At 69.0% G+C, this 16781-nt stretch carries 17 protein-coding genes; 10 read left to right on the top strand and 7 right to left on the bottom strand.

The features are described from left to right. Nucleotides 1-8: 8 nt before the first annotated feature. Together AvAM_RS23480 and AvAM_RS23475 are read left to right on the top strand one after the other, a co-directional pair. Complete coding sequence (locus AvAM_RS23480; protein WP_137749316.1) at nt 9-974, top strand: tripartite tricarboxylate transporter substrate binding protein BugE; 966 nt, start codon at nt 9-11, stop codon at nt 972-974. Nucleotides 975-1131: 157 nt separating this feature from the next. Further along, nucleotides 1132-2067, top strand: coding sequence for an N-formylglutamate amidohydrolase (locus tag AvAM_RS23475; RefSeq protein ID WP_137749315.1), 936 nt, complete (start codon nt 1132-1134; stop codon nt 2065-2067). A gap of 23 nt (nt 2068-2090) precedes the next feature. On the opposite strand, the gene AvAM_RS23470 is transcribed toward AvAM_RS23475, so the two are convergent. The 3 genes from AvAM_RS23470 to AvAM_RS23460 form a co-directional block, all read right to left on the bottom strand. After that, complete coding sequence (locus tag AvAM_RS23470) at nt 2091-3302, bottom strand: serine hydrolase (protein WP_137749314.1); 1212 nt, start codon at nt 3300-3302, stop codon at nt 2091-2093. 100 nt (nt 3303-3402) lie between these two features. After that, a complete protein-coding gene (locus AvAM_RS23465; protein ID WP_249368342.1) occupies nt 3403-4815 on the bottom strand; it encodes a HAMP domain-containing sensor histidine kinase in 1413 nt (470 codons plus the stop codon). Beyond that, on the bottom strand, nt 4812-5468 hold the full coding sequence (locus AvAM_RS23460) for a response regulator (protein WP_137749313.1): 657 nt from the start codon (nt 5466-5468) through the stop codon (nt 4812-4814). The genes AvAM_RS23465 and AvAM_RS23460 overlap by 4 nt, the downstream gene beginning before the upstream one ends. A gap of 148 nt (nt 5469-5616) precedes the next feature. Here AvAM_RS23460 and AvAM_RS23455 point away from each other — a divergent pair, with 148 nt between their 5' ends. Then, nucleotides 5617-6291, top strand: a complete 675-nt coding sequence (locus AvAM_RS23455; protein ID WP_063459706.1) for a response regulator transcription factor — start codon at nt 5617-5619, stop codon at nt 6289-6291. An 80-nt stretch (nt 6292-6371) separates the two neighbouring features. Beyond that, a complete protein-coding gene (locus AvAM_RS23450) occupies nt 6372-7823 on the top strand; it encodes a sensor histidine kinase (protein WP_137749312.1) in 1452 nt (483 codons plus the stop codon). An 80-nt stretch (nt 7824-7903) separates the two neighbouring features. Here the strand turns inward: AvAM_RS23450 and AvAM_RS23445 are convergent, their stop codons facing one another. Genes AvAM_RS23445 through AvAM_RS23435 form a run of 3 tightly spaced genes read right to left on the bottom strand, consistent with a single transcriptional unit; the run spans nt 7904 to nt 10087 of the window. Further along, nucleotides 7904-8644: an SPOR domain-containing protein gene (locus tag AvAM_RS23445; protein WP_137749311.1), complete on the bottom strand. Its 741-nt coding sequence runs from the start codon at nt 8642-8644 to the stop codon at nt 7904-7906. Nucleotides 8645-8681: 37 nt separating this feature from the next. Next, nucleotides 8682-9536, bottom strand: a complete 855-nt coding sequence (locus AvAM_RS23440; protein WP_137749310.1) for a biotin--[acetyl-CoA-carboxylase] ligase — start codon at nt 9534-9536, stop codon at nt 8682-8684. Then, entirely contained in the window at nt 9533-10087 is a 555-nt protein-coding gene (locus AvAM_RS23435) for an SET domain-containing protein (protein ID WP_137749309.1), read from the bottom strand. The genes AvAM_RS23440 and AvAM_RS23435 overlap by 4 nt, the downstream gene beginning before the upstream one ends. Nucleotides 10088-10234: 147 nt before the next feature. Here AvAM_RS23435 and AvAM_RS23430 point away from each other — a divergent pair, with 147 nt between their 5' ends. The 6 genes from AvAM_RS23430 to AvAM_RS23405 all read left to right on the top strand — a co-directional run bounded on the left by AvAM_RS23430 (nt 10235) and on the right by AvAM_RS23405 (nt 15937). Next, nucleotides 10235-13144: a DNA topoisomerase III gene (locus tag AvAM_RS23430; protein WP_137749308.1), complete on the top strand. Its 2910-nt coding sequence runs from the start codon at nt 10235-10237 to the stop codon at nt 13142-13144. Continuing rightward, nucleotides 13141-13365 carry a hypothetical protein gene (locus tag AvAM_RS23425; protein WP_249368340.1) on the top strand — a complete coding sequence of 75 codons (225 nt, stop codon included), beginning with the start codon at nt 13141-13143 and terminating at the stop codon, nt 13363-13365. Before AvAM_RS23430 ends, AvAM_RS23425 begins: the two co-directional genes overlap by 4 nt. 63 nt (nt 13366-13428) lie before the next feature. Next, nucleotides 13429-14205: a helix-turn-helix transcriptional regulator gene (locus tag AvAM_RS23420; RefSeq protein ID WP_137749307.1), complete on the top strand. Its 777-nt coding sequence runs from the start codon at nt 13429-13431 to the stop codon at nt 14203-14205. Nucleotides 14206-14436: 231 nt separating this feature from the next. Beyond that, the gene (locus tag AvAM_RS23415) at nt 14437-15030 is read left to right on the top strand and encodes a YbhB/YbcL family Raf kinase inhibitor-like protein (protein WP_137749306.1); all 594 of its coding nucleotides are present in this window, start codon (nt 14437-14439) and stop codon (nt 15028-15030) included. Between the two features lie 67 nt (nt 15031-15097). Continuing rightward, the gene (locus AvAM_RS23410; protein WP_137749305.1) at nt 15098-15448 is read left to right on the top strand and encodes a DUF4124 domain-containing protein; all 351 of its coding nucleotides are present in this window, start codon (nt 15098-15100) and stop codon (nt 15446-15448) included. A 141-nt stretch (nt 15449-15589) separates the two neighbouring features. Next, complete coding sequence (locus tag AvAM_RS23405; RefSeq protein WP_137749304.1) at nt 15590-15937, top strand: DUF2834 domain-containing protein; 348 nt, start codon at nt 15590-15592, stop codon at nt 15935-15937. Here the strand turns inward: AvAM_RS23405 and AvAM_RS23400 are convergent. Beyond that, complete coding sequence (locus AvAM_RS23400; RefSeq protein ID WP_249368338.1) at nt 15898-16728, bottom strand: helix-turn-helix domain-containing protein; 831 nt, start codon at nt 16726-16728, stop codon at nt 15898-15900. The two genes, AvAM_RS23405 and AvAM_RS23400, sit on opposite strands and share 40 nt — an antisense overlap. Between the last annotated feature and the right edge of the window lie 53 nt (nt 16729-16781).

Here is a 16781-nt window from a genome sequence, read left to right as displayed (position 1 = left end):
AAGTTTTCATGCAACGCCGTCATCTGCTGTCTGCCATGGCTGCCGTATCTTTCGTTCCTGGAATGTCATTGGCGCAAGAGGGCAAGCCGCTGCGCCTGGTCGTGCCCTTCCCGCCCGGGGGCGCGACCGACATCACGGCCCGCAGCCTGCAGGAGTCGCTGGCCCGCATCCTCAAGCAGCCCGTGGTGCTGGACAACCGGGGCGGAGCAGGTGGCTCCATCGGCATGGCCGAGGTGGCGCGGGCCCCGGCCGATGGCCTCACCATTGGCGTGGCCACGCTCTCCACCCACGGCGTGAACCCCGCCGTGTACAGCAAGCTGCCCTACCACCCCACCAAGGACTTTGTGGGCGTGACCGAGATCGTGAAGGCCCCGGGCGTGATCGTCATCAACCCCGCTGTGTTGCCGGTCAAGGACTTTGCCGAGCTGGTCAAGTACCTCAAGGCCAATCCCGGCAAGGTCTCGTACGCCACGCCCGGCAATGGCACCATCGGCCACATGTGGGGCGAGCTGTTCAAGAGCAGCACCGGCACCTCGATGGTGCACATCCCCTACCGGGGCGCGGGCCCGGCCGTCAACGACGTGCTGGCAGGCCAGGTGGCGGTGTATTTCGACCAGGTGGCGTCGTCGCTGCCCCACGTCAAGTCGGGCAAGCTCAAGGCGCTGGCCGTGTCCTGGCCCGAGCGCCTGGACGTGCTGCCCGAGGTGCCCACCTATGCCGAGCTGGGCTACAAGCAGGCCAACGAACCCTCGTGGTTTGGCCTGGTGGCCCCCGCCGCCACGCCCGCTGCGGCGGTGGACCGCATCCAGCAGGCCGTGGCCCAGGCCCTGAAGGAGCCCGCCGTGCGCGAGCGGCTGGCGGGCCAGGGCCTGTACCCCTCGGGCACCACACCCAAGGACTTCACAGCCCAGATTGCCAGCGAAATCGACAAGATGAAGCGCGTGGCAGCCTACGCCAAGATCGCCCTCGACTGATCCGGGCAGGCCTTGTTCCCCAGGTTCAAGGCCGCCCCATGGGCAGGGGCTCCCTGCCCGGCCGTGAGCCGGACGCCGTGTTTCCTGCGGGATAACCATGGCTTCAAACCGGTCTGGGTGGCTAGGCCAGCCGCCCCACTTTGCGCACACTCTGCCTATGCATGCAGCCTTGAAACTGATCCACCACCGTTTTCTGCAAGCCCAGCCCGGCGTCACCGGCTCGCCTGGCCTGGCAACAGCCCCCAGCGCCACCGGCATGGTCACGGCCCTGCCCGGCGGCACCCCGCTGGTGCTCGACTCGCCCCACAGCGGCACGCAGTACCCGGCCGACTTCGGCTCCGCCTGCGACCTGCCCACGCTGCGCCGCGCCGAAGACACGCATGTCGAGAAGATCTACGCCTTTGCCCCGGCGATGGGGGTGGCCTGGGTCGAGGCCCACTTCCCCCGCATCTACCTCGATGCCAACCGCGACACCACCGAGCTGGACACTTCCCTGCTCGATGGTGAGTGGTCCGACCCCATCTCCACCGACCCCAAGGTGCTGAGCAAAGTGCGCCTGGGCAAGGGTCTGGTCTGGAAGTTCACCGACGAGGGCGAGCCCATCTACAACCGCTTGCTCACCGTGGCCGAGGTGCGTGCGCGCATCGACCGCTGCTGGCGCCCCTACCACGCCGCCGTGGCCCAGGCCATTGACGCGGCCCATGCGCGCCATGGCTACAGCATCCACCTCAACTGCCACTCCATGCCCGCCGTGGCCGGGCGCTTTGCCACCGAATTTCCGGGGCTGGAGCATGCGGACTTTGTGATCGGCGACCGCGACGGCAGCACGGCCAGCCCGGCACTGTCCGCGCTGATTTGCGAACACCTGCGCGCGTGCGGCTACAGCGTGGAATACAACCACCCCTACAAGGGCGTGGAGCTGGTGCGCCGCTACGGCCACCCCGCGCAGCACCGCCACAGCATCCAAGTCGAGATCAACCGCAAGCTCTACATGGACGAGCGCACGCTGGCGCAAGTGCCCGAGGGCATGGCGCGCCTGCAGGCCGACCTGAAAACCCTGGTGCAGAAGCTGCTGGCGCACGACCCGCGCTGAGCACCCGGCGCGGGCCGGTGGACTCAGGCCACCAGCGTGGAGACACCGTCGTAGAGCAGGCCCATGCTGTCCGCCGTGGCGATGTTGCTGTGGGCCAGGCCCGCGCGCGAGCCATCGAGTGCGACCACCGACATGGCCTGAAAACCTGCGTCCTGGCCGTTGTGTAGCAGCCAGCCGGTGCCGTACGCCGCATGCACCAGCCAACCCAGGCCATAGCGGCCTGGGGGGGCGTGCCCCAGGTCCTGCAGGCCCTTCATGTAGCTGCGCGGCAAAGGGGTGGCATCCCCGTGCAACGCCCGCAAGTGCCACTGCAGCCACCGCGCATCCTCCCCCACCGTCAGGCTCACGGCGCCTGCGGGGTCCAGGATCTCCAGCCACACCCGCTCCGGGGCCTCGACCAGGGGCAGGGGCTGCAGCCGACCGCCCAGGATTTCATGCCCGGAGGGCTGCTGGCTGCCAGCACGCATTGGCTCTCCCACGAAGAGCGAAAGACCCAGAGGCTGGGCCACACGCTGGCGCAGCAGATCCGCCCACGCCAAGCCCGTGGCCGCGCGCAGCATGCGGGCCGCGAGCGCATAGCCTGCGTTGGAGTAGGCAAAGCCCGGGTCCGCGCCCGTCCCGCGAACGGGCGGCTGGCGCAGCAGCCATTGCAGGAAGAACGCCTCCGCCTGCGCAGGTTGCTGCCAGCGCGCCAGCACCTCGGGGCCCACCGCATTGACGAACAGCTCCACGTCTTCGATGGCCGAAAAACCCATCACCCCGGCGCGGTGGTCCAGCAGGTCGCGCAGCGTGATCTGCTGGTAGGCGGGCAGGGCGCTCTGCACCAGCTCGGGCAAGGTCTGGGCCAGCGTGCTGTCCCAGCGCAGCAGGCCCTGGTCCACCACACTCGCGGCCGCGCAGGCCGTCATGGCCTTGGTGTTCGAGCCGATGGCCATCAGGTCGCCCGTGGCCAGGGGCGCATTGCCCCCCAGGCGGCGCAGCCCCGCGACGGCTGTGCGGACCTGGCGCGGGTCTGCCCACCCGGCTGCTGCGCCCACCACGCCCTGCTTCACCAGCCCTTGGGCCAGAGCCTGCACCCGCTTGTGGGCTTCGTGGGGACCGTCGTCGTCGCCCCCACCGCAGGCGGTGAGCACGCCGCCCAGCGTGGACAGGCCTGCAGCGGCCAGCCAGTGGCGCCGCGAGAGAATGGGGGCGCTGCGCACCGTGGACGGGGTAACAAGGCGGGTAGGGTTCATGGCATCTCGTGAAGTGAAGAAGATGCCGGGATTGTTGAAACGCCAACCTTGGGCAAACCCAAAGATCTGTGTGGGGAATGGGGGCTGCCGGGTGCGGCTGTCAGCCCGGCACCGGCCAGCGCAGCGTGAAGCCCACGCCCCGCCCGTGCAGCCCTGGCCCCAGGCGGACCTGCCCACCCAGGTGGCCGATGGCCTGCTGCGCAATGGTGAGCCCCAGGCCCGATCCGCTGCTGCGCGCGCGTGGCGAGCGCCAGAAGCGCTCGAACACCCGGTCTTGCTCACCGGCCGCTATGCCCGGGCCGTCGTCGGCAATCCAGACCACCACGTCGCCGCCCTCCTGCCGCACCCGCAACTGCACCTCGCGCCCCGCGCCCGGGCCGCAGCCGTGCTTGAGCGCGTTGTCCAGCACATTGCCCAGGGCAGACCAGAGCAGCTGGCGGTCCAACGGCAGCTCCAGCGTGTCCGGGCCATCGAGCGACAGCTCCACGCCCAGGCCCTCGGCCCAGTCCGCGCGCTCGGCCAGGCAGTCCTGCAGCAGCGCCATCAGGTCCTGGGGCGCGGTGGGGTGCAGCGCGGGGGCTTCTTCCAGTGCCGCCAGCGTGAGCAGCTGTTCGCTCAGGTGCGCGGCGCGCTGCACGGCGCGCTTCAGCGCCTCGCTGGCCTGCGCGCGTGCGGGACCTTCGGGGGCTTGCGCCAGCACATGGGCCTGGGTGGCGATGACGGCCATGGGCGTGCGCAGCTCGTGGGCCGCGTCATGCACCAGCGCCTTTTCGCGCGCCAGGTGGGCGCGCAGGCGGGCCAGCAGCTGGTCGAACGACTGGGCCAGGCCGTGCAGCTCGCGCTGGGGCGGCAGGTGCTGCAGCGGCCGCAGGTCGTGGGCCGAGCGGGCGGCGATCTGGGCATCCAGCCGCGCCAGCGGGCGCAGCCCCGTGCGCACGGCCAGCCACAGCGGCAGGCCCACCAGCGGCAGCGCCAGCAGCACCGACGCCGCCAGGTCTTCGCCCATGAAGCCCAGCAGCCGCGCATCGGCCAGGCGGGGCTCGGCCACCACCACGCGCCAGGGGCCGGTGCTTTCCCACGCCACCCAATGGGGTGTGCCGGCCACGTCCATCGCGGCATGGCCTGCGTCGCCCGCCAGCACCACCGCGTGCACACCGGCCGTGCTGCTGTGCAGCAGCTGGCCTGTGCGGTCCTGCAGCTGCAGCAGCACCGAGGTGCCCTGCAGCAGGTCCACATCGGCGCGCATGGCGTTGAGGGTGTGGGCCATGCCGTGCACCAGCGCGCGGGCCTCGGCGGGCTGGTCCAGCGTGGCCAGCGCCCCTGCCAGCCCCTGCGCGAGCTGGCGCACGCCGGGGTTGGTGTCCATGGCGCGGTAGTGGGTGATGGCCGCCTGGCCCAGAAGCACCAGCCACACCAACGCCATGGCCGCGAGCAGCGCCAGCAGGGTGCGGCGCATGAGGCTGGGGCCCCACCAGCTGTGCCGGGGCGCGGGGGTGGGGGACTGTGGTGTCATGGCTGCAACCGGTAGCCCACGCCGCGCACCGTGACCACGCGCTCGGCGCCGATCTTCTTGCGCAGGTTGGACACATGCACCTCCAGCGTGGCGGCGTCCAGCGCATCGCCCAGGGGTTCGAGCCGCTGGGCGAGCACGTTCTTGGCCACCACCTTGCCGGGTTCGCGTGCCAGCTCCACCAGCAGCCGGAACTCGCGCGGCGACAGGGACAGGGGCTCGCCGTCCCGCCAGGCTTCATGCCGCCGGGGCGCCAGGCGCAGCGCGCCCAGCGTCCACTCCTCGCTGGCCTGACGCGCGCTGCGCCGCAGCACGGCATGCAGGCGCGACAGCAGCTCCGGTACGTCAAAGGGCTTGAGCACATAGTCGTCGGCGCCGCCATCCAGGCCGTCGAGCCGGTCCTGCAGCGCCGTGCGGGCCGTGATCACGATCACCGGCAGGCTGAGGCCCGCGCGGCGCCAGCGGCGCAGCAGCGCCATGCCCTGTCCGTCGGGCAGGGTCAGGTCCAGCAGCACGGCGGCGACCTCGTTGGCGTCGGGCAGGGGCGGCGTAGCGGCTGCGCTGCGCAGCCACTGCACGGTAAAGCCGCCCTGCTGCAGGGCTTGCAGCAGGGCCTGGCCCAGGTCCAGGTCGTCTTCGATGAGCAGGATGTGCATGGCCGCCATTTTCCGTGCCCCAAGCTTGCAGGCAGCCAAAGGCGCCGGACAGGGCGCTGGCGCCTTGGGCGCCCTAAAATCCTCGCACAGGCAGACAATGACAACACAGGCCCGACCACGGGCCGAATCACCCAAGGAGACAGTCCGCATGCGCATCCTCATTGCCGAAGACGACCAGGTGCTGGCCGATGGCCTGCTGCGCACCCTGCGTGCCTCGGGCGCCGTGGTGGACCATGTCGCCAGCGGCACCGAGGCCGATGCGGCCCTCATGACCAACAACGAGTTCGACCTGCTCATCCTGGACCTGGGTCTGCCCAAGATGCATGGGCTGGAAGTGCTCAAAAAACTGCGCAGCCGGGGCTCGGCCCTGCCCGTGCTCATCCTCACCGCCGCCGACAGCGTCGAAGAGCGCGTGAAAGGCCTGGACTTTGGCGCCGACGACTACATGGCCAAGCCCTTCAGCCTGCAGGAGCTGGAAGCCCGCGTGCGCGCACTCACGCGCCGGGGCATGGGCGGCACCAGCAGCTCCATCAAGCACGGGCCGCTGGTGTACGACCAGGCAGGCCGCGTGGCCACCATTGACGGCAAGATGATCGAGCTGTCGGCGCGCGAGCTGGGCCTCTTGGAGGTGCTGCTGCAACGCGCCGGTCGCCTGGTGAGCAAGGAACAGTTGGTCGAGCGCCTGTGCGAGTGGGGCGAAGAGGTGAGCAACAACGCCATCGAGGTCTACATCCACCGCCTGCGCAAGAAGATCGAGGGCGGCCCCATCCGCATCGCCACCGTGCGCGGCCTGGGCTACTGCCTTGAGAAAATCCCCGGATAGTATGAAATTGATAGCTGTCAGGGCATGATGGACGCGCGGTAGCGGCCTTTTTTCTTCATAAAACCAGCACGGCAAACGCCTTGAAGATCTTTCAGCGAGAGCAGCGCTCCCTGTTCGGCGAGATCCTCGACTGGATGCTCACGCCGCTGCTGCTGCTGTGGCCCGTGAGCCTGGCGCTGACCTGGCTGGTGGCCCAGGGCCTGGCCAACAAGCCGTTCGACCGCGCGCTCGAATACAACGCCCACGCCCTGGCCCAGCTCGTGAGCGTGGCGGGCGATACCGTCCAGTTCAACCTGCCCCAGCCTGCCAGCGAGATCCTGCGCGCCGACGACTCCGACATCGTCTACTACCAGGTCATCGGGCCGGGCGGCGAATTCCTCTCGGGCGAACGCGAGCTGCCCGAGCCCGCTGCCGACGAGGTGCCCCTGTCGGGCGAGGTGCGCCTGCGCGACGCCGAAATGCGCGGCATCGAGATCCGCGTGGCCTACATCTGGGTGCGCCTGCCGCTGCCCGGCACCCCTGTGGCTCTGGTGCAGGTGGCCGAAACGCGCGAAAAACGCAGCGTGCTGGCCACCGAAATCATCAAGGGCGTGATGCTGCCGCAGTTCGTCATCCTGCCGCTGGCCGTGCTGCTGGTGTGGCTGGCGCTGGCGCGTGGCATCCAGCCGCTGAACCAGCTGGAGCAGCGCATCCGGGCCCGCAAGCCCGACGACCTCTCGCCGCTGGACGACCGCACCGTGCCGCTGGAGGTGGCACCCCTGGTGGCGTCGGTGAACGACCTGCTGCAACGCCTCAACGACTCGCTGGCCACACAAAAGCGCTTTCTGGCCGACGCTGCACACCAGCTCAAGACGCCGCTGGCGGGACTGCGCATGCAGGCCGACCTGGCCCAGCGCGAGGGCACCAGCACCGAAGAACTCAAGCGCTCGCTGCAGCAGATCGGGCGCTCCAGCATTCGCGCCACGCACACGGTCAACCAGCTGCTGGCGCTGGCACGCGCCGAAGGCAGCGGTGTGGGGTTTGCACGCCAGCCCTGCGACCTGGCGCGCCTGACCATCGAGGTGGTGCGCGACTCGGTGCCCCGTGCGCTCGACAAGCACATCGACCTGGGCTACGACGGCGCCGAGCCCGGCACCCCCGGCGTGGCCCTGGACGGCAACCCCACGCTGCTCAAGGAGCTGGTGCGCAACCTGCTGGACAACGCCATCAACTACACCCCCTCCACGGCCGAGAAACCCGGCGTGGTCACGGCCCGTGTGCTGGCCGACACCTTTGGCCAGGTGCTGCTGCTGCAGGTCGAAGACTCCGGCCCCGGCGTGCCCGAGGCCGAGCGCGAACTGGTGTTCCAGCCCTTCTACCGCGCGCTGGGCAGCGAGGCCGACGGCTCGGGCCTGGGCCTGCCCATCGTGCTGGAGATCGCGCGCCAGCACGGCGCCGAAGTCACGCTCGAAGACGCCCGCCCCGGCCAGCAGCCACCCGGGGCCCGCTTCAGCGTGCGGTTTGCAGCGCGGGACGTGGTGGCAGGGGGCTAGTGCGTCTGCGATTGCGGGGGGCGCCGTGTGCTGCGTGCAGCCTTTCTTTGGCGCTGGCGCAGCCGCTCAGGGGGGGGTTGTCAGATACAACTGCGCAGCGTCTTGCCCGCCATGGCACTGCGCAGGGCGTCCAGCTGGGGGCGCAGGGCGTCGTTCACGGCGGGCAGGCGCAGCGTGAAGCCGGGGGCGTCGGGGCGCTCCTGCACCACTCGGGCGGTGCGCACGCCCTTGGTGCCCAGGTTGGTCAGCTCGCGCTCGGCGGCTTCCTTGGTGGCGAAGCGGCCCAGCGAGAGCCCGAACTCCAGCGTGCCACCGGCGCGGTCGTGGTCCACCTTGCGGGCGCGCAGTTCGGCCCGTTTTCTGTCCAGCGTCTCCAGGTCTTCGAAGCGGCCCATGTAGACCATCCAGCGGCCCGCGATGGGGGTGGGCTCCAGCGCCCAGCTGCCCTGCGGCAGCCCCGCCGCCGCCGTGCGCAGGGCCTCGGCCTGGCGCTCGTCAAAAACACCGGCCTGCAGGCATTCGGCAGGGTCGGCGGGTGGGGTGGGGGTGTCGGAGGGCGCGGCGCTCGTGGCGGCAGGGGCGGTGGATGCGGTGGCAGGGGCGGTGGATGCGGTGGCAGGGGGCGGCACCGGCGCGCTGGAGGAGGTCTTGCCCGGGTTCACCTTCAGGATCTGCAGTGTTTCAGGCCGGATCTGCTGGTCCATGCGCTGGGGCTCGGCCTGCTCCTGCGGCGCCCAGCCCCAGGGGCGCAGATGGCCCTGCGACCACGCGAAGTAGCCCGCGTTGGCCAGCAGCAGCACGATCACGGCAAGTCGGAGCATGGGCAAAAGCCTTTCGGGGCGCGGGGGGACAGGGGCTTCATACCGGTGGCACGGCACTGGGCCGGACGCTGATCTCGGAGCTGGTGATGGCCTGCATGCCACCGGCCGTGTGCACCAGCAGCGCGCCATCATCGCCCACGCCATGTGCGGTGCCGGTGTGGCCGTCGCTCAGCGTCACGGCACGACCCTGCAGCACGTCGCGGGCTGCAAAGCGGGGCTGCATGGGCGCAAAGCCATAGCCTTCAAAGGCCTGCAGCATGGCCACCAGCGGCGGCACGATGCGTTGCAGCGCGGTGGGTGCGTCCAGGCCCGGCTCCACGTCCTGCAGGCTGCCGGGCGGCATGCTCATGCCCTCGGGGCTGCGCGGCAGCACGTTGATGCCAATGCCCACCACCACATAGCGCGCGGTGCTGGTGTGCGTTTGCGGGGCAGCGGCCTGGGGTGTCACAAAACTCGCGGTCTCCACCAGGATGCCACCCAGCTTGCGGTCGCCCGCCGCGCCGCCCAGCCACAGGTCGTTGGGCCACTTCAGGCCCACACGCGCAGGCTGGTGGGCACCCAGCGGCGGCAGCACGGGCTGCAGGCTCTCGGCCACGCTCACCCCCACGGCCAGCGACAGGCCCGACCAGTCCTTGGGCGCGAGCGGCAAGCCCAAAGACATCATCAAAGACGCCCCCACATCGCTCTGCCACACCCGCCCCAGCCGCCCGCGCCCGGCGGTCTGCTGCTCGGCCACCAGCAGCGTGGGCTCGCACTGGCCGCTGCGCGCACGGCGCATCAGCTCGGTGTTGGTGGAGTCGATGGAGGGCAGCACCTCGACCGTGAAACCCGGCAGCAGGGGCGAGACGGCTTCCCAGATGGCCTCGGCGGGCCAGCGGATGGGGGCACTCATCGCCGGGCCTTTTTGGCTGCCTTGGCGGAGGGTTTGGATGGCGGCAGCGGCACCGGTGGTGCCCAGCCGCGCTTGGGTGCCAGCAGCGTGCCCCGGCAGTTGGGGCTGCCGCACCAGCAGGGGTACTCGGCCTTGAGCTTGGGCGTGTAGCGCTCTTCAATGATCAGGCCGTAGTCGTAGTTCAGCTCTTCCCCGGCCTTGATGTTGCGCAGCGCCGTGATGAAGATGCGCTTGTCTTGCTCGTCGGCGTAGCAGTTGGGATTGCAGCTGTGGTTGATCCAGCGCGACGAATTGCCGCCGAACTTTGCATCAATCACATGGTCTTCATCCACATGGAAGTAGAACGTGTGGTTGGGCTGCAGGGGGTCGTGGGGGTGGCGGTCCTGCGCCTCCTGCCAGCCGATCACTTCGCCCGTGTACTCCACAAGGACTTCGCCCTCTGCAATATCCTGCACGGCAAACACGCCCTTGCCATGCACGCCCGAGCGCCGGGTCTGGATGCGGCGGCCGGGTGCAACGGTGGGGGCGGCGGGCGATGCGGAGCGGGGCATGGCAAAAACTCTGTTAACTTGATAGTGCACACATGTGTGTGCGTGCGCGTACATGCGCGTACATGCGTGTGCATGCGCGTGAGAGCCGAATTGTAGAAGCGCCCGGGCCGGCCCCGGGCAACCAGAATGACTGGCGAGAGCCCCAACATGACCAAGACCCTGGTAATTGCAGAAAAACCCTCGGTGGCACAAGACATCGTGCGCGCCCTCACGCCCGTGGCGGGCAAGTTCGACAAGCACGAAGACCATTTCGAGAACGACCGCTATGTGGTCACCAGCGCCGTGGGCCACCTGGTGGAGATCCAGGCCCCCGAGCAGTTCGATGTGAAGCGCGGCAAGTGGAGCTTTGCCCACCTGCCCGTGATTCCGCCGTTCTTTGACCTGAAGCCCGTGGACAAGACCAAGAGCCGCCTGAACGCGGTGGTCAAGCAGGCCAAGCGCAAGGACGTGACCGAACTCATCAACGCCTGCGACGCGGGCCGCGAAGGGGAGCTGATCTTCCGCCTGATCGAGCAGTACGCGGGTGGCGCCAAGCCACTGGGCAAGCCCGTCAAGCGGCTGTGGCTGCAGTCCATGACGCCCCAGGCCATCCGCGACGGCTTCGGCGCCCTGCGCTCTGAGCAGCAGATGGCAGGCCTGGCCCACGCGGCGCGCAGCCGCAGCGAGGCCGACTGGCTGGTCGGCATCAACGGCACCCGCGCCATGACGGCGTTCAACTCGCGCGACGGCGGGTTCTTTCTGACCACCGTGGGCCGTGTGCAAACGCCCACCCTGTCGCTGGTGGTGGAGCGCGAAGAAAAGATCCGCAAGTTCATCAGCCGTGACTACTGGGAAATCCACGCCACCTTTGGTGCCCAGGCGGGCGAGTACCCCGCCAAGTGGTTCGACCCCAAGTGGAAGAAAGGCGAGGACGTGGAAGCCCGCGCTGACCGCGTGTGGTCGGCCGCGGAAGCCCAGGCCATTGCCAATGCCGTGCGCGGCAAGCAGGCCACGGTTACCGAAGAGAGCAAGCCCACCACGCAGGCATCGCCACTGCTGTTCGATTTGACCAGCCTGCAGCGCGAGGCCAACGGCAAGTTCGGCTTTAGCGCCAAAACCACGCTGGCCCTGGCGCAAAGTCTGTACGAGCGCCACAAGGCCCTGACCTACCCGCGTACCGACTCGCGCGCGCTGCCCGAAGACTATTTGCCCGTCGCCAAGCAGACCTTCGAGATGCTGGCTGACAGCGGCATGCGCCACCTGGCGCCGCACGCGCTCACGGCGCTCAACAACAACTACGTGCGCCCGTCCAAGCGCATCTTCGACAACAGCAAGGTGAGCGATCACTTTGCGATCATCCCCACGCTGCAGGCACCCAGCGGCCTGAGTGAGGCCGAGCAGAAGCTGTACGACCTGGTCGTGCGCCGCTTCATGGCCGTGTTCTTCCCGAGCGCCGAATACACCGTCACCACGCGCATCAGCACCGTGGCACCCCACAGCTTCAAGACCGAAGGCAAGGTGCTGGTCAAGCCGGGCTGGCTGGCCATCTACGGCAAGGAAGCGGCCGACGAAGTCGAAGGCGGCAAGGACGGCGACAAAGGCCAGAATCTGGTGCCGGTCAAACCCGGCGAAATGGTCAACACCCTGCAGGTGGACCCCAAGGGCCTTAAGACCAAGCCCCCCGCCCGCTACTCTGAAGCCACGCTGCTCGGCGCCATGGAAAGCGCGGGCAAGCAGATCGACGACGATGAGCTGCGCGAAGCCATGCAGGAAAAGGGCCTGGGCACGCCAGCCACCCGCGCCGCCATCATCGAAGGCCTGCTGACTGAAAAGTACATGCTGCGCGAAGGCCGCGAGATGATCCCCACGGCCAAGGCCTTCCAGCTCATGACGCTGCTGCGCGGGCTGGAGGTGGAAGAACTCTGCCGCGCCGACCTGACCGGCGAGTGGGAGTACAAGCTCTCGCAGATGGAAAAGGGTCAGCTCAGCCGCGAAGCCTTCATGGCCGAGATTGCCGCCATGACCGAGCGCATGGTGAAAAAGGCCAAGGAATACGACCGCGACACCATCCCCGGAGACTACGCCACGCTCGAATCGCCCTGCCCCAACTGCGGCGGTGTGGTGAAAGAGAACTACCGCCGCTTTGCCTGCGTGGGCAAGCCAGGCGCGGAGCCTTGCGGATTCAGCTTTGGCAAATCGCCTGCAGGCCGCACGTTCGAGACGGCCGAGGCCAACGCCCTGCTGCGCGACAAGAAGATCGGCCCGCTGGAGGGCTTCCGCTCCAAGGCAGGCTGGCCCTTCACGTCCGAGATCGTCATCAAGTACGACGACGAGGCGCACAACTACAAGCTCGAATTCGACTTTGGCGATGACAAGAAGGGCGAAGAGTCTGGCGAGATTGTCGAGTTTGAAGACGCCGCGCTGGGCGCCTGCCCCATCTGCGGATCGGAAGTGCACGAGCACGGCAGCAACTACGTGTGCAGCAAGGCAGTGCCCACCACCGCGCAGCCCACGCCCAGCTGCACCTTCAAGAGTGGCAAGATCATCCTGCAGCAGCCCGTGGAGCGCGAGCAGATGACCAAGCTGCTCGAAACCGGCAAGACCGACCTGCTCGACAAGTTTGTGAGCATGCGCACGCGCCGCAACTTCAAGGCCCACCTGGCGTGGGACAAGGACGCGGGCAAGGTCAACTTCGAGTTTGCCCCCAGCAAGTTCCCGCCCCGCCCGGGCGCTGCTGCAAAAACAGTAGCATCTAAGGCAAGCAAGGCGGGCGCAGCGGCCAAAAAAGCCCCTGCAAAGAAGGCCGCTGCCAAAACCACCGCTGCCAAAGCCCCGCGCAAGGCCGCCGCAGGCAAGGCCCCCAGCGCCGCCCTGGCCGCCGTGATTGGCAACGAACCCGTGGCCCGCCCCGAGGCTGTCAAGAAGATGTGGGAATACATCAAGACCCACAACCTGCAAGACCCCAAGGACAAGCGCACCATCGTGGCCGACGACAAGCTGCGCGCCGTGTTCGGCAAGGACAGCGCAGGCATGTTCGAGCTGGCGGGCATCCTGGGCAACCACCTGGGCGGCGAATGATGCAGGCGCTCGGCCCGGCACCCGCGGCATTGTGCGCAAAAGGCTGCTGGCGCACCGCGCTGGTGGTTCTGGCGTTTGCCGGTGCGCTGGGCGGCTGCACCAGCACGGCAGGCGCTGCGCGCTCCAGCGACCCGGCCAGCCAGCAACAGCCCCAGAGCGCGAGCGGCGTGACCGTGTTTGGCGACATCGAAGTGAACGTGACGCGCGAGCGCTCGCGCTGACCTGCCCAGCACCCGCGCGAAGCCGGGGCTGACAGAGGGGCGTGAGCCGCAAGGAATAAATGGATGGCCGAACCCGCACTGTCCCTGCAAATCGCCACCACGGTCCACCACCGCGTCCACACGGTCACGGTGCGCATGGATTCGGTGGGCTGGGTGGTCTCGGGCACCAAACACCTCGTCACACCGGGCGGCGGGCACCGTTACCCCAGCGGGCGGGTGTTTGTGCTGCCGCGTGGCGCGCAGTGGGAGATCGTCAACGACCCGGCACCCCAGGGCCGCTATGTGGCGCGGCTGCTGTGTTTTGCGCCGGAGCTGGTCGGGCAGTTCCACCGCCAGTTTGGCCAGTTTGCGGCGGTGCCTGCGGTGCAGGGCTGCGCGGGCCTGGCGGCCGATGCAGCGTTTGAAGACAGCTACCGGCGCGCTGTGGCCGCGCTGGAGAACGCGACCAGCTCGCAGGCCCTGCGGGAGCACCGCGCGCTTGAAGTGCTGCTGGTGCTGGCCGAGGCGGGCATTGTGTTTGCCCCGCCCGGTGAGCTGGGCTGGGCCGAGCGCGTGCGCCGCCTCGTGGGCCCCAGCCCCCAGGCCGACTGGACGGTGGAGCGCATCGCCGCCGCCTTTGCCACCAGCGCCAGCACCCTGCAGCGCCGCCTGGCGCAAGAGGGCGAAACCGTGAGCCAGTGCCTGCGCGATGTGCGGCTGGAGACAGGCCTGGTGCTGCTGCAAAGCTCCGCGCTGCAGGTGTCCGAGATCGCGGCGCGTTGCGGCTATGAATCGCACAGCCGCTTCAGCGCCGCGTTCCGCGAGCGTTTTGGTTTTCCGCCCTCGCAGCTGCGGCCCTGAGGCGGGGGCCGGTGCCGATCGGCATCTAAAAAAGCAAATCCTTCACTGAGCGCAGTCGAAGCGCTGCCCGAGGCTTCGACGGGCTCAGCCTGAACGGGTGGAGCACTGATTAAGCGCTCATCTGACTGACGCGCCGCGCACAGCCTTTGACGCCGCCGGGCCAGTACCATGCCACGGCGCACCGCACCATCAAGGCCTTGTTTCACCCCGCTATCGCAAGGAGCCTTTCTGATGCCTTCACCCCTCTCTCGCGCGCTCCGCGCCCTGTCCACCGTCGCCACCTTGGGCCTTGCACTGGCTGCCCAGGCCCAGGCTTTCACCCTCACCAGCCCCGACTTTGCCGAAGGCAGCTCGCTGCCCCCGCGTTTCGAATTCAAGGGCTTTGGCTGCGCGGGCGACAACCAGTCGCCCGCCCTGCGCTGGAGCGGCGCACCCGCTGGTACGCAGAGCTATGCCGTCACCGTGTACGACCCCGACGCGCCCACGGGCTCGGGCTGGTGGCATTGGTCGGTGGTCAACATCCCCGCCAGCGTGACCGCGCTGCGCGCCGATACGGGTGCAGCCGGTGGCGCACAACTGCCCGCAGGCGCGAGCCATGTGCGCATCGACTACGGCGTGGCCGCCTGGGGCGGCGCCTGCCCGCCCGAGGGCGATGCGCCGCACCGCTACATCTTCACCGTGCACGCACTCAAGGTGCCGCGCCTGGACCTGCCCGCCGACGCCACTGCCGCGCTGGCCGGGTACATGATCAACGCCCACAGCCTGGGCAAGGCCACGCTCACGGCGCGCTACGGGCGCCCTGCGGCCCAAGCCAAGCAGCAGTGACCGTGTGGGCTGGGGCGCTGTGATGTTTTAAGCTTGGTGGTCCTCCACCCCACTGCAGGCCCACCCCATGCGCAGCACCCGCGAACGAGCACTCTGGTCCCTCCTGGCTGCACTGCTGCTGGCCGCCGCAGCGGCGGCCTGGTGGACCGCCGACCAGTGGCTGCCCCAGGCCGGGCCCTGGACCGAGCAGGCCTGGAAAAGGATGACCCGCCCCGGGCCCGAATCCCTGCCGCTCGACAAGCGCCCCGCCGCCACGCAGGCCCGCCCCGCGCAGGCGGGCGCGTCCCAGCCCGTGGCTCCGCAGCCGCGCAAATGTGTGCGGGATGGCCGCACCACCTACACCGACCAGCCGTGCCCCAAGGGCAGTCAGGAACTGCCGGTGGATGGCGCCGTCACATCGTTGCCGCCCTCGCAGTAGGCGGCGGTTGACGGGCCGCCCGAGGCGATCAGGCCCGTGAGAGGCATGTCGTTTTTTTCCTAGCCCGCTAGGGGGTGGCGCGCATTCAATCGGGGCCTGGATTCACCACCGGCGCTCTGCACGAACAGGCGCTTTTCACCGATGCAACACCTCCCTGCTTCTCGATCTCTGCGCGTTTTTTTGTGGCTGCTGGCCGCCCTGGGCCTGGCCGTTCCCTGGTACTTCAACACCGTGTACTTCCTGGCCGGTGGCAGTGTGATGCCCGACGTTTTCTGGCGCGACGCTTTCGCGAATGCGCTCACCACCGGCATCACCTTCGACGTGTACCTGGCGGCCGTGGCGTTCTCGGTCTGGGTGGCGGCAGACCACCGCCTGGGCGCATGGCGCTGGGCGTGCATTGCGGCCTGCTTTGGCATCGGCCTTGCGTTTGTGATGCCGCTGTACCTGGCTCAGCGCTTGCGCATGGACGCCGCCCGCTCGGCGGGCTGAACCGGCTGCGCCTGCGCGCCCACCTGCAGGGGCCAGTGGGCGCTGACGGGGCTGCGGCTGCCCTGCACCAGGGCCTGCAGCGGCTCGCCCGCCAGCCGGCGCACATCGCGCGCCATGTGCGACTGGTCGTAGTAGCCCTGGTCCACCGCCAGGTCCACCACCGGGCCGCCGGGCGCTGCGAGGGCGCTCCCCAGCGTGCTGTTCAGCCGTGCAATCACCTGGAACTGCTTGGGCGCCATGCCCCAGTGCGCCACAAAGCGCCGTTCAAACTGCCGCTGGCCCAGGCCCATGCGTTGGCCATCCTCGGTAGCGCCATCGCTGGCCGCCTGCAGCAGGGCCAGCGCCTGTAGCCGCCTGGCTTCGCAAGAGGATGGCGGCGCAACCCACTGCCGGATGAAGTCGCACAGCACCTGCAGCCGCGCGCCATCGCGGGGCGCTGCCCGCACCGCGTGTTCCACCTCCGCCCACTCCGGGCCCACCAGCTCGGCCAGCGGCCGCCGCGTGTTTACCTGCCCGCGTGCACTGGCAAACAGCGCTGCTGCGGCCTCGGGCTGCAGCACCAGCCCCACGGCCTGCACCGGCCCGCTGTGGGTGTAAACCGTGGCCGTGGTGCAGGCGCTCATCCAGGCCGCTGGTGGCACGGGCGCGCCCCGGCACTCCACCTGGCCCGCCAACCGCACCACCAACATGCTCGACACCATGGCCGGAAAATGCGACTGCGCCAGTGCCGCCGGGGCATCGACCACCACGGCGGCCATCAGCCAGGGTTTTAGATCGGAGGGGACGGGCACCAAACGCTGCATGCCCGGATTTTGCACACCAGCGGGCCAGGCGCGGTGGCAAA

It is taken from the genome of Acidovorax sp. NB1 (assembly GCF_005405905.1).
GTDB lineage: Bacteria > Pseudomonadota > Gammaproteobacteria > Burkholderiales > Burkholderiaceae_C > Acidovorax.
This window is presented reverse-complemented; position numbering and strand designations above follow the sequence as displayed.